Origin of the sequence: Paenibacillus massiliensis subsp. panacisoli DSM 21345 (assembly GCF_000426545.1) — a bacterium.
Classification (GTDB): Bacteria; Bacillota; Bacilli; order Paenibacillales; family Paenibacillaceae; genus Paenibacillus; species Paenibacillus panacisoli.
Map to the genome: position 1 here is coordinate 1 of NZ_AUFO01000030.1, position 17,458 is coordinate 17,458.

Genomic DNA, 17,458 nt, shown 5'->3' on the forward strand with positions numbered 1-17,458 from the left:
GACTCCTGCGCCAGGTTTCGACGGAGTTCTCGGCAAATGGTGGCATGATGCCTGCCTAATTCACGGGCAATGGCTCTGGCACTTTTCCCCTGCTGGTGGAGGATTTCTAGCTTGCTGCGCTCGATTATGCTAAGATGTGTGTAGCTCATGGTGGATTCTCCTTGTGTGAATGCGTGGTGTAGGAACCTTCATTCTACACGAATCCGGCCATGGGCCCTTTTTTATTTATTTCCAGTAGGTGTCGCACTTCATATTACAATCCGTCTATATGAAATGCTGATGCGCTAGTCAATAACACCATCCACTTAAAAGCTGAAGGGGTCTATACTTCCAAAATCAGTTTACCCACCGTGTTTTTTTGTTCTAAAGCTGCAAGTGCTTCTCCTGCCTTTTCCATTGGAAATACACCGTGAATCTCAGCATGGATCTCTTTTCTTGCCAGCATGGCTAGTGATTCTCGTGCTGCTTTCCCGGTCACTCCAGGATTAGTTTCGGCGTATTGGCCTATTGTAAAACCAGCAAACTGTTTGTTGGAAAACCAAAGCTGGTTAAAAGAAAGCGGAGTACCTTCTTCACCGCTGGCATTTCCGAGTACAACCAATGTGCCCAATGGGTTAAGCAACTCTATGCTTTGTTGTCGCACGTTTCCTCCTACCGGGTCTAAGACAGCGTCAATACCTCTTTCTCCTGCAGCCTCTAGAGCCTGCTCAATAAATGCTGAACGGATAAACAATTCGTCATATCCAAAGGAAGCAGCGAGTTTAGTTTTCTCCAGGTTCCCGACAGTGCCTAATACTTTGCCTGCTCCTAGACGTTTAGCAACCTGTCCAAGAAAGCTGCCTAAACCACCTACAGCAGCATGAATAAGTACGTTGTCACCTTGTTTCATTTTATATACCTCTGAAAGGGTCAGGTAAGCTGTCGTTAGATTTACAATCGCAGCGGCTGCTGTCGCAAGGTCAATTGCTGCCCCTAATTGATCAAGCGGAACCGTCATCTCTGGTCGCACATTCGCCATAGTGGCGAAGCCGTTATGATCTTTTAGCATCATTGAAGCTACGGGCTGACCGATGTGGAATCCTTCTACGCCTTCTCCAATGGCACGTACATATCCTGACACCTCTAGACCGGGGGTGATTGGAAATGGCATAAGGGACGCAAATTCGCCACGGCTCAGCAGCACTTCATAATATCCAACTCCTGCATATGCAACATCAATAGTAAGCATACCAGGGGCCGGCTGCAAATCCGGTTTTTCAACCCATTTTAAGCTTTCAGGCCCTCCTGGTTGATCGATAACAATAGCTTTCATATTAAAATGACCTCCTAAATTGGGAATGAGATCATTATATTTCGCATTGAACAAGGCAACCAGTTTCCCTGGATACAGGTATCCTGACTAATAGGATACTTGTTGCAAGTCCATTAATTTTTCTGCTGTTCCGCTATTTTCAATAGGAGTAAATATGCAGCAGTGTAGGTCTTCATGTCCGTTAATATTAGAAAACGTATTTAATTGAAAAAACATTCTCCCAACAACACAATGATCAAATGTGTAGAGGATGGCTTTCTTTTGCTGAATATTGTGCAATTCCCAGAGACTCTTAAACTCCGCGGATTCAAGGCACATGTGCTGAACGAAAGACTCAAACCACTGATCACCAGGCTTTTGGTCATAATAGATTCGAAAGGCACCTATCGTATAATCTGCAAGTTCATTCCAGTTGACCAGCTGATCACGCAAATTTGACTCTGTAAATGTTAGTCGTGTCAATATGCGTTCATCAGTAGGGATGGCATTGAAATCGGTAATAATTTCAGTTGCCATCCGATTAAAAGCCAGCACCTCGGTTCGATTATTAGCTATAAAGGCAGGGTAGTTCACTTGGTCGATAATCGCCTGAAGCTCGGGGTGTGTTTCCCCAGTGCTTGAACTTGGATGGCTATCTCCTCGATAATCGGCCAGTCGAAATAAATGATTCTGTTCCTCAGAAGATAATTGCAAGGCTCGGGATACGCTCTCAAGGACCTCCCTTGAAACGGAACCCACTCGTCCCTGTTCCAGCCAGGTATACCAAGTGATACTTACACCCGCAAGCTGAGCAACCTCTTCTCTGCGCAATCCCGGCGTTCTTCTTCTGCCATAACGACTGGCAATCTCGATCTGATCCGGCTTAATCCGTTCACGACGGGATTTTATAAAGTCACCAAGTATTTTCTTATCATTTTGCAATGCCATTTGATTACACCTCATAAAAGGAATTGTAGGGCAGAAGTCATGATTTCCGGCAACCGTGCAATCATGGTAGTCACAATGACGACAGGGCAACGGTCCGTTCAGCAGCCGTAAGGATTACATTCTATATGATCGTGTGTTGACCTTTGAGGTAAGTGAGTATCCATAGAATTACTTAAGGGCTTCATCGGCTAATGCTGATGGAGCTTTTTTTACTATACGGATTGTCAAGTCAAGGGGTGAATAAAGCTTCGATTACTTATCCCTAGGTCTTGGAAATAGCCTATCAAGCAATAAATATAAAGCAAAGGGAATAGCAACGGACAACCCTAAGTTCAAGATGAATTTAATAATATTTTCTAAGGTGAAGACACCCAAATCTCGATTGTACTGAAAATAGTCTAATCTTTTGTAGGTTAAATTCCCGATCATATTACCAATAAGTAGTGCAATGATAACTTTCCAAATATGCCTCACATCGCTCCCCCTCTGTCTATAATGTAAGTAACTATATTTTACCATCCATCAGATTCATCTACAAAAAGCCAGATACGCCACGCGAGGTGTTGTAAGAGCCATACTTACAGAGCTCTGAGCAATGCTTCATACACGAAAATAGTAATGGAGCATTGTGACATTTTGTTTGCATCTGCGTCAAACTTTGGTGACATCTGACCCCTATATTGAAGTATATTGCCGATTAAGGAAGCCTTACAAGCTTGATTATGGCTAGCAAAGATAGGAGAGAGAGCATTGAATACAGTGTTGACCCGCATGATGACGCTAGTAACTGCACTGTTACTATTGGTAGAGCTGCTGCCTTATGGGACATTGGGTGCAGAAGCAGCGCAAGCTTCAGGCAATATTTCGCGAGGTGCTAACCGCAGTGGAGTAGTTGCAGCTGAGAAGCCCCCACAAGTTCAAATCCTTAAGATGGATAAGCATGTTGCATCCATGACGGAGAAGAGGACATTCCACGTTCAATTTGATCTGCCGAACGGGGTAGAAGCGAAAAATATACATTGGACGTATGACGGCAAACCACTAACGGAATGGAAGACGTTTGAAGACTTTGATTTCACTGGCCCCTCTTTCATCACAGTGAATGGGGAGCAGGTTCAGAAAGGGGTATACACGGCGAACGTAACTTTTGATCTTCCTTACGGAACAAGCAATCTGGCTGAACCTCGTTTGCGCCGCCCGTTATTTGCATCCATGATGGGTACATATGAACTAAGCGCAGTAGCCAATGGACAGGTGATTGCACAGGCACCAATAAAATTAACACCATATGACAGCTTCCTGACATATGGTGAGCTGAAGCCGGCAATTGATGCTGTGACAGCGCAAGCAGGAAAAACAAATGATCGATATATTACAACGACTTCAATAGGGAAGTCCGTGGAGGGTCGAGATATATACTTCACGATCGTAGCTAAAGACCAGGAAACGATAGATAAATACCAAAATGTGACGCACCCGGCCATGATGAATGATCCCAAGAAGCTGCAATCAGATATTCAGTCGGGAGCATTTGGTGACTATGCAGTGCCGATCTGGATCAATAATATCCATCCCAATGAATCGCCTGGCGTGGATGCTATCTTTAATTATTTCAAATCCATGGCGCTGGATAAGGAGCTAGTGTACGATACCACGCTCCCTGATGGTGAACGTGGCAAAGTGAATCTGAATGTGGATGATGCGTTAGAGCATGTGTTCTTTTTGTTCGTGTATACGAATAATCCTGATGGCCGTGTCCATACAGATCGTGTGAATGCCAATGATTTTGATTTGAACCGTGATAACTCGTACCAGACGCAGCCGGAGACACGTAGTGTTACGGAGCACATTGCATTATGGTCCCCACTGTCGTTTCTGGATTTGCACGGATTCGATGCCAATTTTCTGATCGAACCAGCAACCCCGCCGCATGACCCGAATATGGAATACGATTTGTTAATTGGTAGTATGGTACAACAAGCGAAAGCGATGGGAGAAGCAGGAACTGCGAATACGAAATATGATTACTATCATATTCCTTACGAGGAACATCGAAAAACTGTCGAGGACCCCAACTACGTTTCCAAAGGAACGTCTTCGAATTGGGATGATGCATCTCCAGCCTATACGGCAGTATTCGCCATGCATCACGGTGCATTAGGACATACGCTGGAAATACCTGAGAATAACGAAGAATCGACGAAGGCATTATATTACAGCATTGCAGGGGCCACATCCTACGTCATGAATCACCAAGAGGAGCTATTTCTCAATCAACTCCGAATCTATGAACGTGGGATGGACAACGAGGATAATCACGCAGTAGATAAATACCTGGTTAATGCTAAAAACGAAATAATTGGCCGCCCACGGGAGGGAGCTCAAAACTTTTTCCCGGAGTATTACGTGCTGCCAGTCGATACAAGAATTCAAAAAAATGCACTCGAAACGTATCGCATGGTCGAATACTTGCTGCGCAATGGGGTTCAGGTGGAACGGTCCCGGGAAGCAGTCACCGTTGAAGGAATGACGTACCCTGAAGGATCTTTTGTGGTGAATATGCACCAAGCAACAAGAGGCATGGCAAACTTGGTCTTATATGATGGAATTGACGTCTCGGATTATGCATCGGTGTCCGGGGCGATTGTTCAGAACTTCCCGGATTTACGGGGCTTCAATCGTTATATTGTGAGACAGCCTAACGTATTCGCGCAGAAAACGACTCCTGTAACATTTGTAACGATTCCCAGCACTCAAATGCCGGATGACACCGAGTACGTTCTCATTCGAAATACCAATAACGATGCGATTATGTCAGTCAATGAATTGCTCTCTGCTGGAAAACCAGTGACGATGTTAACGGCAGGCGGTGCCGATTATGAGTTGGGGGATTTCGTCGTTTCTTATAAGGACTTGCATCCCTTGGCGTCGAAGTATCTTCTTGAAGTGAGTACTTATGACCGTAAGCCTGTTGGCAAACAGCTAAGAAGGATAACTGTAGCAGCGCTGGGCCAACCTGCCTACGTACTGCAGAAGATGGGCTTTAATGTGACGGCTGAGCCGGAGAGAGCCGACGTACTTGTCAATATGTTCGATTCTGATAAGTTCATAGCGAATGGGAAGCCTTTTATCGCTTATGGTAATATGGGCATGGGGATTGTTCAGGATTTCATTCCTGACTTTTCCTTCAGAGGACCAGAATGGGAGAGCTATGAAGGCGTATACCTCACAGACGTCAACCAGCATAGCGTAATCACAGCACCATATGATACGCAGGAATACTTTTACACCGTATCGGGATCTTATATCACATCGGCTCCACAGGCAGCAAAGATTCTTGCTACATTCAGCGAACAAGATAATTTTTATAAAGCTGGCTGGTGGCCAGGGCATGACAATGCCAAGGGGCATATTATGGCCTTCACGTATAAGGATAGTCATACAAATGTGACTGTGTTTGCCAACGATCTGGTCAGTGTTGATCATTCGCAGCATCAATATCGATTATTAGCGAACTCCATCTTTAATATCATTCCAGAGTAGACCCCAACACCTTAGTCTTTGTCGGAATAGATGAAGCCAAACAATTCATATAAGGCTATTTTGGTGGTAACGATGATAACGGGCTAATAACAAAGGTCCATTCAGCAGTCGTAAGGATTACATTCTGTATGATCGTGTCCTGACATTTGAGGTTAATGTAAATCAATCTAGGGCTTCATCGGCTAACGCTGGTGGAGCTTTTTTATACTTTTCCTTCTCCTAGTACTTTCACGTTTATTAACTTATATACCAAGTCTCATATTCCTATTTAAAACTTTGGAAGTTAATATTATATAAATAGTAAATAAAATACAATGTTTTGTCGATAAACCTTATTGAAGAGTCAAATCAAACAAAATATTGGGGGACTGTTGTTGGAAAAGCTAGTAAAGAACCGAGTTGATTACGAAGCATTAGAGAATGAACAAGTAGTAGAAAAGGTAGAATGGAATGAAAAAATTCATGGACCTAGAGGGATTAGCGGCTGGTTATTGGTCGTGTTTATAGGTTTGCTGATTTCGATGTTCCTTGTAGCGAATCATTTATTTAGTAAAACGCTGCCGGCCTTGTTCTCAGACTCTAAGATTGTGCGGTTTGAGACATGGTGGTTCAGAGAATATTACAATGCTGATTGGGCGACCATTTTGACTTACGAAGCTGTGGTTGAGGGGCTGATCCTTCTCTATAGCTGCTATGTTTTATTTGAATTTTTGCAAAAGAAGCCGATCGTACCGCGTTTAATGATCATTTTTTATATCGTGAATCTGCTAAGTATAATCATCGAAACATGCTTGCTTTTAACGACTGTTGAGGCTGTTAGCGAAGAGATTAGATTAGCATATTGGTCAATTGCTCAAGCTCTTGCTGTATGTTTAATATGGATTCCTTATTTTAAACTATCTGTTCGTGTGGAAAATACATTTTCTGATTCTTGGCGTTCGTGGAATTAGAATAATATGCCAAATGTTTAGTTAACGTCAGAGGAGAATTGTTCATAGGAATTACTTGAAAATTCCCCGGTTTCATTGGTGGGCCTAAGCTTCACCTGACAGTTAAGGTTGATTATGGTCAGATACTCCCATGATTGACCTTTTTGTTATGTTTTTATAACCAAAATCAAGAGATCTGATGGATAACGATGGAAGGTTTTTTATTTCTCGATACATTACATAATATGTAAATTTTGTGAACGACAATTTTCACCTTACTTCGACATATTCAAAGGTGTAACTTAAATGTGTAAGTAAATACATATATTGGAGGCGTAGTTGTGAAAAAGAAACTAGCAATAATAGCTCTATCCGCAATTCTCCTTTCAGTTCCAACTCTTTCTGTTGTCGATGCTAATGATACTCAAGAACCTATTGCACAAGAGCAATGGCAGTCAGTCACAGATGAGGTGTATGAAAATAGGCTAAGCGCAGTAAGTCTTACTGCCACTGGTTATTCGATCGGACAAGTTGTATCACACCGTGGTATTGCTGAGAGAGAACCTAAATCATCATCTAATATTAGCGTCGAAAAAACAGGTTTTCAAGTATTTGCATCCAATGCTCCAGAAACTATTAAATATAACACTCAGATCAATCAGACACTTTATAAGGATAATGTACATGGGAAGTTTAGGGTCTGGACTTCCCACTTTAATGACGTGAGCACTAGATTGAATTTTTATGTTTATATTAAGAATCCTACTTCGAATCCCGTGAATCTTTATAAAATAAGAGAGAGCAGTTCCGCAGGCGGAATTACTGCAGCACCGCTAGAAGCCACACAACAATTTATGAGAAAGAATGGTGCTACCCAGAAGTCAAAACCAGATGTTGTTATTCCTGCTGGAGGCTCCTATACGATTAATTATGGTTCCAGTGTAGGTCAACAAAGAGCTGCTGTGTATATAGGAGATTTTATTGCTATGAGTGTAATTAATGGAAGGGAATCGGGGCCTGCTGATTTAAAAGTTTCTGATATTGTTACAAATTCGAGTTCAGCAAATCTTGATAAAATTTCAAATACAGCTACGATAGCGCCTACTAACTTTGGATTTAAACAAAGTGACGATAATTACAGAGGTTTGTTGAAGTTTTCTGGGAGAACAGTTACTTTTAATAATTTTACGCTCACCCCCTCAAGCCCCGCAAAATATCTCGGGGTTAGTGATGGATACGGAGCAGAGTTTAAGGATGAGCAAGATGAGCTTTTATCTAGATGGACCGTGGAAGGGAATCCCCAAAATCAAGCGCCAGTTATAGGGAGAATATCTGGGAAAAAGGCAGGTGCATTTTGGTGTACAGACTACACCTATAAAATAGATATTAAAAATAATACAGGGCGCTCGAACGTCTATACGATTTATGGTGGTATAGACAGACCAGATCTGAAAGATGATCCAAAATGGGCAGAAAAGGTTAAATCTGGCTTTATAAACTATAAGACGGATACAGGTGCATTAGGATACTATAATTATAGTAAACTAAATGGAATGGTTATTAGCAACCGCTCTAAATATGATTTGTATACAATGGTGCAACCAGGCGCATCATTGCCATTAGGAATTTATTTTGTAGCTAAATAATATGATGATTAATGGTGACTACTCCCAGTTGAAGAGTCTAGCTTTTGGAAGCGAAGATGAGGATCGATGGATTGAGATTGACGACATCGTGGGAGCGCATGTGGATGTAGATAGATAAAGCCCAGGGCATATGCCTCGGGCTCTTTTGTGTTCTATTGGATGGGGAATACGAGCAAGATCGTTTCTAACTTCAACTGACAGTTCAGGTTGATTATGGCCAGTTACTATGATCGACCCTTTTGTTATGTTTGCCTACAAGCCTACGCTGGAAGATGCCGAGCTATTATTCCCAGCAGGCGATTAATTGCTTGATAAAATCCTCGTAATTATCCAAGGAGGAGAGGACATTCACATGGGTATCATTCGTTAATATGGTGGCGAGCGAATCGAATACGTCACGGAAAATCTTTCTTCCTTCTCCGCTCACGGTGATTAATAACACAATTTTCACGATAGAATGATCCCACTTGATCCCATTTGGATTCAGGTAGATGAACATGCCTGTTTTGTGGGACTCCATTTTAATCGCATGCGGAAGGGCTACCTGTCCAAATGCCGTTGACGACATGGTTTCTCGTTCCAGGATTTTGGAATAATAATCCTCGTCCGTATACCCATCCTGATTCATAATTTGGCAAATAAACCGTAAAACATCCTCCTTCTCAGACTGCTCCGTGGAGTGGCAGAAATGCCTTTCGTCCAGGAAAGCTTCCAGATGGAGCTTGAATTGATTCTTCTTCTTTTGCTCCTTTATCTCATATATTTTATCCGATACTTTTTCGCGGTCACTTTCGATAAAAAAGGGAGTAATCACGACAAAGGGCACTTCCGGAATTTTGTGTAGCTGGGCCGATGAAATAATGAAATCACTAGATGTGTAATTCAAGTCGCTTTCATCCGTAACAATCGAATGAATCGAAATATCGTCGCCAAAATACTGCTGCAATTTATTGATCATTTGTACATTCATGTTGTAGTAGAGTGGAAACAGCACCGTACACGAGATTTTTACGTTTGTTTGCCGCTGCAATTCAATGGCATATCCCAGATGAAAAGCCAAATAAGCAATTTCATCGTCGCTGATCCGATAACCGGTTCGTTCTTTAATTACAAGGGATGCATGTACGGCACAATCGTAAATCAGAGGGCATTCCTTTTTGATCGTGCTCGTTAATGGATTTTTCGTTGAATGGTTGTTGTTTAATCGCATCAACAGGTTTTTAACATGCAGCGTGAAACGGGTAATAAAATCAGCATCGGCAATACTGATATAGTAATACTTGTGCAAGTTGAATGCGATTTCGCTGACCAAATCAATACAGTCGCTCCCGGCGATTCGTTCCAGATCGCTGACTTCGATTTGGGTAAAGTTGACGTTTGTACCATTGCACGAAATCAGAAGCGCCAAATCCGCGATTTCCTCTTCTGAATATTGGACGTGAAAATAGGCTGCCAATTGCGAGGCAATCTCTCTGGCAATCTGATATGCAGCATTGTCCGTCTGAAAATCTACAGCCTTATTCAAAAACTGGAAATCATGCTTCATTCTATCCAGCGCAATGGTAATGTGAATAATCACGTTCGTTAAATAAAAATCATTAGTGAAAAAGTGGTGGGAGGAAAAGGTCTCGACAACGACTTTTCGAATGTAATCTACATTCAGTTCTCTATAAAAACTCTTGATTTTATCGACGTCGATAAAGCTTCCGTTTGCTTCTTCGTACAAAATGCTGCTCATTAATTTACGCTTGTCCTTTTCTTTGCCTCGTAAATCAATATGATTCTTGGCCCAGCTCAATTCCAGATTGCTTTTGGCAAGCCTTTCCTTGATCAGCTTCAAATCCAGCCTCAGCGTTGATTCACTGATAAACAGTGCATCGCTTAAATCGTGTATATAAATAGGTTGATTGGTGTGCACTATTTTTTTCAGAATATAGGCAATTCGTTCGGATTGCATCTGAGGGATGGCTGTTTGTTCGCTGTTCAGAAAGGTGTTCACCTGATCCGTATCCACTTTATAGCCTTTGTTTGACGAGAGGATTAACCCATGGTGGAGCTGATTAATCTCACCAATGTAAGACTTGATGGTGCGTTTGGACACACCATATCGATCTGCCAAGCTTTGCGACGGTATCCAATGCGTGCAGTTGCTTAAATAATGAATTAAATCGATATACTGTGTTTTCATAGGCGTTTCCTCGCTTTAACATCTTTCACCTTAGGAGTGCAGTTTTTTATTTGAGAGCGGCTTTGAAATTGTAATATAGTGTGGTTGTAAGGATGACAGCGCTGTCACAACACGATTATATAGAAAAGCGAGGATGATTACCATGGCAAATGCAGAAGAAGTGCTGAACGTGTTGCTAATCTGTGGGTCGGGAGCAAGCTCCGGTTTTATGGCTGCCAATCTTCGCAAGGCTGCTAAAAAAAGAAGCCTGAATATGGAGATCAAAGCCAGAGGAGAGGCAGAAATTGAAAATTACATTGATGATATTGATGCATTATTAGTGGGTCCTCACTTGGCTTATATTATGGATGACATTAAGGAGCTCACGGATGGCACTGATGTTAAAGTGCTCTTAATGAAGCCATCTTATTATTCCACCTTAAACGGGGAAGAAGCCTTGGATGATTTGTTAAGCGAGTTGAACATTTAAAGGGGATAAGGACAATGAATAACTTCATCGAATGGCTCAAAAATGACTTCTCTCCAAAGATGAATAAGGTCAACAATAATGTTTGGATTGTGACACTCAAGGATTCTGTCATGCAGCTGTTACCTTTCATTCTTCTAGGCTCGGTATTTTGCCTGCTGACGATACCAGGTGATTTATACAAAATACCGAATTACCCTAATTTCTGGGTACCGTTCGGATGGACGATGGGGATGCTTTCACTGTTAGTTTCTTTCCTCATTCCATTTAATCTGATGGAGAAAAAGAAGTTAAGAAAACAGCGCTTTATTGCCGGATGTACAGGTCTGATCACTTTTTTGATCATCGTTTCCCCTCAGGTCATCAAGGATGGTACGGTCGGATTTACCCATAGTTCGCTGGGAACCGGAGGAATGTTCGTTGCCATTATCGCTGCTCTTTTTACCGGGTATGTGATGAGCCTGTTCGGAAAATTCTCTTTCTTCAAGGAAGAGTCCGTTATCCCGGACTTTGTCCGATCCTGGTTCGACTCGATGCTTCCGATTGGCATCACGTTGATTATAGCCTGGCTGTTAGTCGATATCGTTCATGTCGATATTTACAACATCATTCTGAATATATTTATGCCGCTGGCCCATATAACGGAAAGCCCTTGGGGATTTATGCTGATTCTGTTTATTTATTGCTTCTTGTATTCCATGGGGATATCCAGTTGGGTATTGACCCCGGTAACCAAACCCATTTTTCTGGCGGCCATCACTGCTAATGCGACGATGGGCGCGCACAATCTGGTTACATCAGAGACGATATTTTCCGCTTACCTGTGGGTGGGGGGCGTTGGTTGTACATTGCCACTACTTGTTATGCATATGTTCTCCAAAAGCACCAAACTGAAAGCTCTGGGACGGGCAAGTCTGGTTCCCTCCATCTTTAACATCAACGAGCCTTTAATATTCGGCTCCATCGTATGGAATCCGTTATTGATGATTCCGATGTGGATCATTGGTATTGTCCTGCCTGCGATCGTTTGGTTCGGAACGAAAGTGATTCCGTTTGCTCCTATACCAAAAGTGATATTCGATATGTGGTACGTCCCGTTTCCGATCTCTACCTGGATCACGACGGGAACGGTCACAGGCATTATGCTGATGCTGATCTGTGTTGTTGTAGCTACGCTGATTTGGTATCCATTTTTCAAAACGTACGAGAAACAAGAGGTTGAGAAGGAAGCGCAGCAAGCCCATTAATTTGTTAAGGAGATCATAATCATGACATCGGAACAAGTGGCTCAGGAAGCGATGCAAATCATTTTGCATGCAGGAGAAGCAAGAAAGCACTGTATGGAGGCATTAAAAGACATTGAGAATGCTGAGTTTGACGGCGCAAGGTCAAAAATGAAGTTAGCCAACGCTGAAATCGTCATTGCTCATCGGGTGCAAACGAATTGCATCCAAAAAGAAACGGAAGGCCAGCAAGGAGATTATTCGGTGTTATTCGCTCATGCACAAGATACGCTAATGACCGTCTACAGCGAGATTAACTTGGCCAAGCGGCTGCTTGATATTTTTGAAAGCTTCGACAAGAGATTGAACCAATTAGAGACCAATAAGCAAAGAGAGGAAGTATAAACTATGAAGACCATTCCATCTGGGTTTCCTGCCGACTTTCTATGGGGAGGGGCCATTGCTGCCAATCAGGCTGAGGGTGCTTATGATATTGACGGAAAAGGGTTAAGCGTAGCGGATATTAACGAGTATAAAGACCAAGTTCCGTTAGAGAAAAAATACAATCTGGAGCTGACTACCGACTATATTAAAAATGCCATTCAGAATAAAGAGAAGGTTTTTCCAAAGCGCTGGGGCATTGATTTCTATCATACCTATAAAGAAGACCTGAAGCTGCTCAGTGAGCTTGGACTCAAAACGTTCCGCACGTCGATCAACTGGACGAGGATTTTTCCAAACGGCGATGAAGAGCAGCCCAACGAAGCTGGATTGAAGTTTTATGACGATTTGATTGACGAGATTATTGCCAATGGGATGGAGCCGATGATCACGCTGTCCCACTATGAAATGCCGCTTCATTTAACTTTGGCTTATAAAGGCTGGTACTCCCGAGAAATGATTGATTTTTTTCACCGCTTTAGCCAAGTCATCCTGGATCGTTACCATACCAAGGTGAAATATTGGATCATTATTAATCAAATCAATTTAATCGTTCATGAATCCTTTAACCATCTAGGTATTGCGGAGGATGTTGTGGATGATCTGCTCTCCGCTAAATATCAAGGTGTGCATAATGAAATGGTAGCCTGCGGCTTGATTACGAAATATGCCAAAGAGCTGAATCCTGACTTGCAAATAGGTATGATGCTTTGTGGTGGACCTGCGTACCCGGCGACCAGCAAACCAGAAGACGTATTCGCTACCGTTCGCAATAACCAAATGGAATACTTCTTCTCCGATGTGTTGCTGCGTGGTTATTATCCTGGCTATGCTTTCCGTTACTTCAACGACAACAACATTACGGTTGAGTTCGCAGAGGGTGATGAAGAAGCGCTGCGACATACGGCTGACTTTATGTCATTTTCCTACTACTATACTCGTATTTTTGATAATGAGAGCTTGAAAAACAAAACGGGTCCGTACCGCAACTTCGAGCTTCCAGCTAATTCATGGGGATGGACCATTGATCCTGTCGGACTGCGTACCTTGCTTAATCTGTTCTATGATCGGTACCAGTGTCCAATTTATATTACGGAAAATGGGGTCGGCTACCATGACCGTCTGGAAGAAGATCATTCCATCCACGATCCTTACCGGGTTGACTATTACCGGGACCATATTGAGCAAATGAAGGAAGCTATTAAAGATGGGGTAGATTTGAGAGGGTATTATGCCTGGGGACCGATCGACATTGTCAGCTGCTCCTCCTCGGAAATGAGCAAAAGGTACGGTTTCATTTATGTAGATCAGGATGATTATGGTCAGGGAAGCAAGAAGCGTTATCTTAAGGATAGTTATCATTGGATGAAAAAGGTGATTGCTTCCAACGGAGAAGATCTCGATTGAAATTGGTTTCCCCTGTATTCGCAAATCGTATCGGCCAATTGGTTATCGTGTTCGTAGCGACTCTGTTAAGCGCCATAGCCGTCAATTTATTTATCGAATGTAATATAGGGTCCGATACCTTAACGGTTTTATTAGACGGCTTGCATAAAAGCCTCGGCATCAGTGTCGGGCTTGCAAGCTTCGGCCTAAGCATTGCTTTTCTTGCTGCAGGTCTTTGGTTAAATCATAAGTCTATCGGGTTAGGCTCCATTATGTATTGTCTTCTAATCGGTCCCTTGATTAACTGGGTTCATCCGTTCATTGCCGATATGGACTTGCCTCAATTATCACTATGGGCAAAAATCTCCATTGTGCTTCTTGCCAACATTTTTTTCTCCATGACTTATGTGTTGTTGATGAATTTCAGCAATGGAATGTATGCGTTAGACGCTGTTCTGCGATACGTCGAGTCCAAATTCGGACTTCGGTATGACATCGGTAGAATTGGCGTAGATGCCATCTTTTTTAGCACTGGATTTATTCTTGGAGGGGTTGTAGGTATTGGAACGATTATAGCTTTTGCGCTAACCGGACCGGTGACCCTGCTCCTGGAAAAAATGCTACTTAAGTGTAAAAAAACTTTGAGCTTTTAATTGAATAGTTTAACCATTTAGTATTGTGGGACCTAGGTAATGCGAAGAGCAGGAGGATGATTTTCCTCACTGCTCTTTGATGGATATAAGCTTACTTATCGATCGGAACGATCAGGTACTCTTTTTCTCATGCCCGCTAATCCGATCAGACCTAATAATCCCAGCCAACCCCAATTCGAGTTGTTATCGTTGTCCACTGCATTAGCTCGAACGGAGTTCGTTTGGTAATTAGCCCTATTGTTTTGATACGTCATGTCTCGATCCGTCGTGTGTTGGGCAAAAGCCGGAGCTGATAAGGCTGTAACCAGGAGCAAGGGTAATACATATGCAACTATTCGTTTCATTACAAAAATCCTCCTCACAATGTAATGGTTATAGCTTGTTCGCAATGCATACCCAATATGCAGTGTTTTATAGTTATATAATTCCATTTATTTAAGGGTCAATAAGCTTTCCTAGCATTGTACACAGTGACTAGGTAAGCTTATTGACTTTGTGTAGCTGGTTATAACTTAGCAGTTGACTATAACTTAGATGAACCGCTATTCGTGTCGGCTGCGGGAGTGAAGGCTTGGTCGAATCTTCTCATGAAGGCTTCAAGTGGACCTGTGCGGCGCAGCGCAATGATCCAACTAATCGCTACGGTTATTACTGTAACGAGCAAATCACCTAATGGCATACTACCCAATCCTAGTTCAATTCCAGCTAGCTCAAGTATCCAGATCACAATGAACTGTAAGGTATACATTGTCAATGCGACACGTCCGACGGCTGCAAAAGGCTTGAGCAGTGCTGAGAGCTTGTTCGGTATGAGGCAGACAATTCCTAGCACCAGGAACGCGATTCCCAGCCCCATAAGTGTCTGAAATGTAGAAGCACTGTGTGGAGCTGTCCACAGAAGCATATGCCACATCGGAGAATCCACATTATGCGGCCAAATAGCATAAGGATCAGGTTGGTTGACTACAGTGCCCTGAACACTTACGATCCATGCTTCAAATGACTGATTAAGACCAGGCAGAATGAACGTAGCGAGCAGTTTGCTGATCGCGATAATGAATCCTCCGCTAACAACGAACAAGAAGGCTGTTCGCGCATGCTGAAGATTAAGGCGGCCAATCGCCATACCAGCTACGAAGGCAGGTGAAAGTCCAAGCGCTGACATTGGACCACCAGCAATGTCCCTGAGTAAGTAAGTGCCTGACAGGAGGCTTCCTCCAAGGATCATCAGAGGTGGGGCGATCAAGATCAGAACTGCTGTTGTCAAGACAAGCGTCCGGGTCGAGCGACGCACCAATAGCAACGCCAGAATGAACAGTCCAGCATAGGCTGGCAGAATCACACCGAACGGAGCATTTAACATGATCAGCAGATATCCAATGATGTCGATGAATACGGACCGGGCCAGCATTCGCGTACGAAATACCTTTATGTCGGTACCTTTCCCCAGCATTCGTCCGGCCATAATCGAGTAAGAGATTCCGCCACAGAGTATAAAAAGCAAGGTTGTATTCCCTGAAACAAAGGCGTTCCTTTCATTCAGCGCAAAATGCTGCAAAAACATGCCTATTACGGCCAGTCCCCGAACAGCATCAAGCGCGATAAGGCGGCCAGAGCCCGAGGGATTTGCTCTTTGGCGCTTTTTTCCTTCCATAGAATCCTCTGTGATCGTTGTTGCATTGCTATCCTGTTGCAGTGTATTACGAATAGACACCGATATCCTCCTCCCAGAAAGACTCTGGTTTTGATATGTACTTTTCATTCCTTGTGATTAAGGACTGAATATAGAGCATATTAGAGGGGAGATGTCACTAAAGTTTGATCAGGATGTAAACAATTTGTCACAAGACCGTTTAAAGATTGTGTCTGGTAGCTGTATCTGCTACCTTGAACGATAAGGACTATTTTGTAGGAAGGACCCCAAAACGCAGTTTTCCCATTTTTTTGGGTTACCATCTATTTTAGTTATTGGGGTATTATGGTGCAACCATATTAGCTATTACTTTGTGAACGTTACGTTAAGAAGAAAAGAGTTGAAGATCCGTTGAACAATGCAAAAATTCTCATCATTGAAGATGACGCGCCGATAGCCGATCTGCTATCCTATGGACTCTCCAAGGAAGGCTTCCAGACGCGGACTGCTGCAAGCGGTGCTGCAGGCATGAAGGAGTTGGAGCTATTTAAGCCAGATTTATTGTTACTGGACTGGATGCTGCCCGATCAGAGCGGGCTGGATATTTGTAAAAGGGTGACTGCAGACTATAACATCCCCATTTTTATGATTACAGCTAAATCAGACATTACCGACAAGATCCTTGGACTGGAAATCGGAGCGGATGACTACATCACAAAGCCCTTTGATTTACGGGAGGTTATTGCCCGGATTCGAACAATCCTGAGACGGCTTGATTCTGCGAGAAGTGAAAGCCATGAAGAGAATGGTAAAGGTGTTCTAAGCTTTCATAAGCTGGAGATTGTGACCGAGGAACGACTCGTCAAGAACAATGGGCAAGCCGTGGAACTGACACCTAAGGAATATGATTTGTTGCTGCTCCTGTGCAGAAATCAGGGCAAGACATTTACTCGCTCGGATTTGCTGGATTTGGTATGGGGCTACCAATTTGTAGGCGATACACGTACAGTAGACACTCACATCCAGCGACTGCGTAAGAAACTAGGTGCCAGTAATTATATTATTACTGTGTTCGGTATCGGGTATAAATTTGTAAAACAGGTGGATTAAG

15 protein-coding genes and 1 pseudogene are annotated in these 17,458 nt (G+C 42.9%); 10 read left to right on the plus strand and 6 right to left on the minus strand.

Features of this window, described 5'->3' with window-relative positions:
* The 3 genes from K331_RS31630 to K331_RS0119580 form a co-directional block, all read right to left on the minus strand.
* The coding region (locus tag K331_RS31630) for a helix-turn-helix domain-containing protein (protein WP_156897689.1) at positions 1-149 on the minus strand (149 nt) is incomplete at its 3' end.
* Between the two features lie 173 nt (positions 150-322).
* The gene (locus tag K331_RS0119575; RefSeq protein ID WP_028591611.1) at positions 323-1,312 is read right to left on the minus strand and encodes a quinone oxidoreductase family protein; all 990 of its coding nucleotides are present in this window, start codon (positions 1,310-1,312) and stop codon (positions 323-325) included.
* A gap of 87 nt (positions 1,313-1,399) precedes the next feature.
* Positions 1,400-2,239 (minus strand): helix-turn-helix transcriptional regulator, encoded by an 840-nt coding sequence (locus K331_RS0119580; RefSeq protein WP_028591612.1) that lies wholly within the window; start codon positions 2,237-2,239, stop codon positions 1,400-1,402.
* A 91-nt stretch (positions 2,240-2,330) separates the two neighbouring features.
* On the opposite strand from K331_RS0119580, the pseudogene K331_RS33140 reads away from it, so the two are divergent.
* From K331_RS33140 to K331_RS0119600, 4 genes and pseudogenes are all read left to right on the plus strand, one after another.
* Positions 2,331-2,405: pseudogene (locus K331_RS33140) on the plus strand (galactose oxidase); the annotation flags it as partial.
* 593 nt (positions 2,406-2,998) lie between these two features.
* Positions 2,999-5,782, plus strand: coding sequence for a M14 family metallopeptidase (locus tag K331_RS29960; RefSeq protein WP_226383647.1), 2,784 nt, complete (start codon positions 2,999-3,001; stop codon positions 5,780-5,782).
* A gap of 374 nt (positions 5,783-6,156) precedes the next feature.
* Positions 6,157-6,732 carry a DUF2569 domain-containing protein gene (locus tag K331_RS0119595; protein WP_028591614.1) on the plus strand — a complete coding sequence of 192 codons (576 nt, stop codon included), beginning with the start codon at positions 6,157-6,159 and terminating at the stop codon, positions 6,730-6,732.
* A 320-nt stretch (positions 6,733-7,052) separates the two neighbouring features.
* Entirely contained in the window at positions 7,053-8,357 is a 1,305-nt protein-coding gene (locus K331_RS0119600; RefSeq protein ID WP_051289927.1) for a hypothetical protein, read from the plus strand.
* A 283-nt stretch (positions 8,358-8,640) separates the two neighbouring features.
* Here the strand turns inward: K331_RS0119600 and K331_RS0119610 are convergent, their stop codons facing one another.
* On the minus strand, positions 8,641-10,545 hold the full coding sequence (locus K331_RS0119610; RefSeq protein WP_028591616.1) for a BglG family transcription antiterminator: 1,905 nt from the start codon (positions 10,543-10,545) through the stop codon (positions 8,641-8,643).
* Positions 10,546-10,705: 160 nt separating this feature from the next.
* Between K331_RS0119610 and K331_RS0119615 the strand changes: the two genes are divergently transcribed.
* Genes K331_RS0119615 through K331_RS0119635 form a run of 5 tightly spaced genes read left to right on the plus strand, consistent with a single transcriptional unit; the run spans position 10,706 to position 14,714 of the window.
* Positions 10,706-11,014, plus strand: coding sequence for a PTS sugar transporter subunit IIB (locus tag K331_RS0119615; protein WP_455430263.1), 309 nt, complete (start codon positions 10,706-10,708; stop codon positions 11,012-11,014).
* Between the two features lie 14 nt (positions 11,015-11,028).
* Positions 11,029-12,258 (plus strand): PTS sugar transporter subunit IIC, encoded by a 1,230-nt coding sequence (locus K331_RS0119620; protein WP_028591618.1) that lies wholly within the window; start codon positions 11,029-11,031, stop codon positions 12,256-12,258.
* Positions 12,259-12,279: 21 nt separating this feature from the next.
* Positions 12,280-12,639, plus strand: a complete 360-nt coding sequence (locus K331_RS0119625) for a PTS lactose/cellobiose transporter subunit IIA (protein WP_028591619.1) — start codon at positions 12,280-12,282, stop codon at positions 12,637-12,639.
* 3 nt (positions 12,640-12,642) lie between these two features.
* Entirely contained in the window at positions 12,643-14,082 is a 1,440-nt protein-coding gene (locus K331_RS0119630) for a glycoside hydrolase family 1 protein (protein ID WP_028591620.1), read from the plus strand.
* Positions 14,079-14,714 (plus strand): hypothetical protein, encoded by a 636-nt coding sequence (locus K331_RS0119635; RefSeq protein ID WP_036635369.1) that lies wholly within the window; start codon positions 14,079-14,081, stop codon positions 14,712-14,714. The genes K331_RS0119630 and K331_RS0119635 overlap by 4 nt, the downstream gene beginning before the upstream one ends.
* Positions 14,715-14,809: 95 nt before the next feature.
* Here K331_RS0119635 and K331_RS0119640 read toward each other — a convergent pair whose 3' ends face one another.
* Positions 14,810-15,058 (minus strand): WGxxGxxG family protein, encoded by a 249-nt coding sequence (locus K331_RS0119640; RefSeq protein WP_028591622.1) that lies wholly within the window; start codon positions 15,056-15,058, stop codon positions 14,810-14,812.
* 179 nt (positions 15,059-15,237) lie between these two features.
* On the minus strand, positions 15,238-16,476 hold the full coding sequence (locus K331_RS0119645) for a DUF418 domain-containing protein (RefSeq protein ID WP_051289928.1): 1,239 nt from the start codon (positions 16,474-16,476) through the stop codon (positions 15,238-15,240).
* Between the two features lie 282 nt (positions 16,477-16,758).
* Here K331_RS0119645 and K331_RS0119650 point away from each other — a divergent pair, with 282 nt between their 5' ends.
* Positions 16,759-17,457, plus strand: coding sequence for a response regulator transcription factor (locus K331_RS0119650; protein ID WP_028591624.1), 699 nt, complete (start codon positions 16,759-16,761; stop codon positions 17,455-17,457).
* Position 17,458 lies beyond the last annotated feature (1 nt).

What these genes read in the sequence shown, in the direction of transcription:
- K331_RS0119575 (WP_028591611.1), bottom strand. Translation starts at nt 1,312, where the DNA reads ATGAAAGCTATTGTTATCGATCAACCAGGAGGGCCTGAAAGCTTAAAA.
- K331_RS0119580 (WP_028591612.1), bottom strand. Translation starts at nt 2,239, where the DNA reads ATGGCATTGCAAAATGATAAGAAAATACTTGGTGACTTTATAAAATCC.
- K331_RS0119610 (WP_028591616.1), bottom strand. Translation starts at nt 10,545, where the DNA reads ATGAAAACACAGTATATCGATTTAATTCATTATTTAAGCAACTGCACG.
- K331_RS0119620 (WP_028591618.1), top strand. Translation starts at nt 11,029, where the DNA reads ATGAATAACTTCATCGAATGGCTCAAAAATGACTTCTCTCCAAAGATG.
- K331_RS0119625 (WP_028591619.1), top strand. Translation starts at nt 12,280, where the DNA reads ATGACATCGGAACAAGTGGCTCAGGAAGCGATGCAAATCATTTTGCAT.
- K331_RS0119630 (WP_028591620.1), top strand. Translation starts at nt 12,643, where the DNA reads ATGAAGACCATTCCATCTGGGTTTCCTGCCGACTTTCTATGGGGAGGG.
- K331_RS0119640 (WP_028591622.1), bottom strand. Translation starts at nt 15,058, where the DNA reads ATGAAACGAATAGTTGCATATGTATTACCCTTGCTCCTGGTTACAGCC.
- K331_RS0119645 (WP_051289928.1), bottom strand. Translation starts at nt 16,476, where the DNA reads ATGAAAAGTACATATCAAAACCAGAGTCTTTCTGGGAGGAGGATATCG.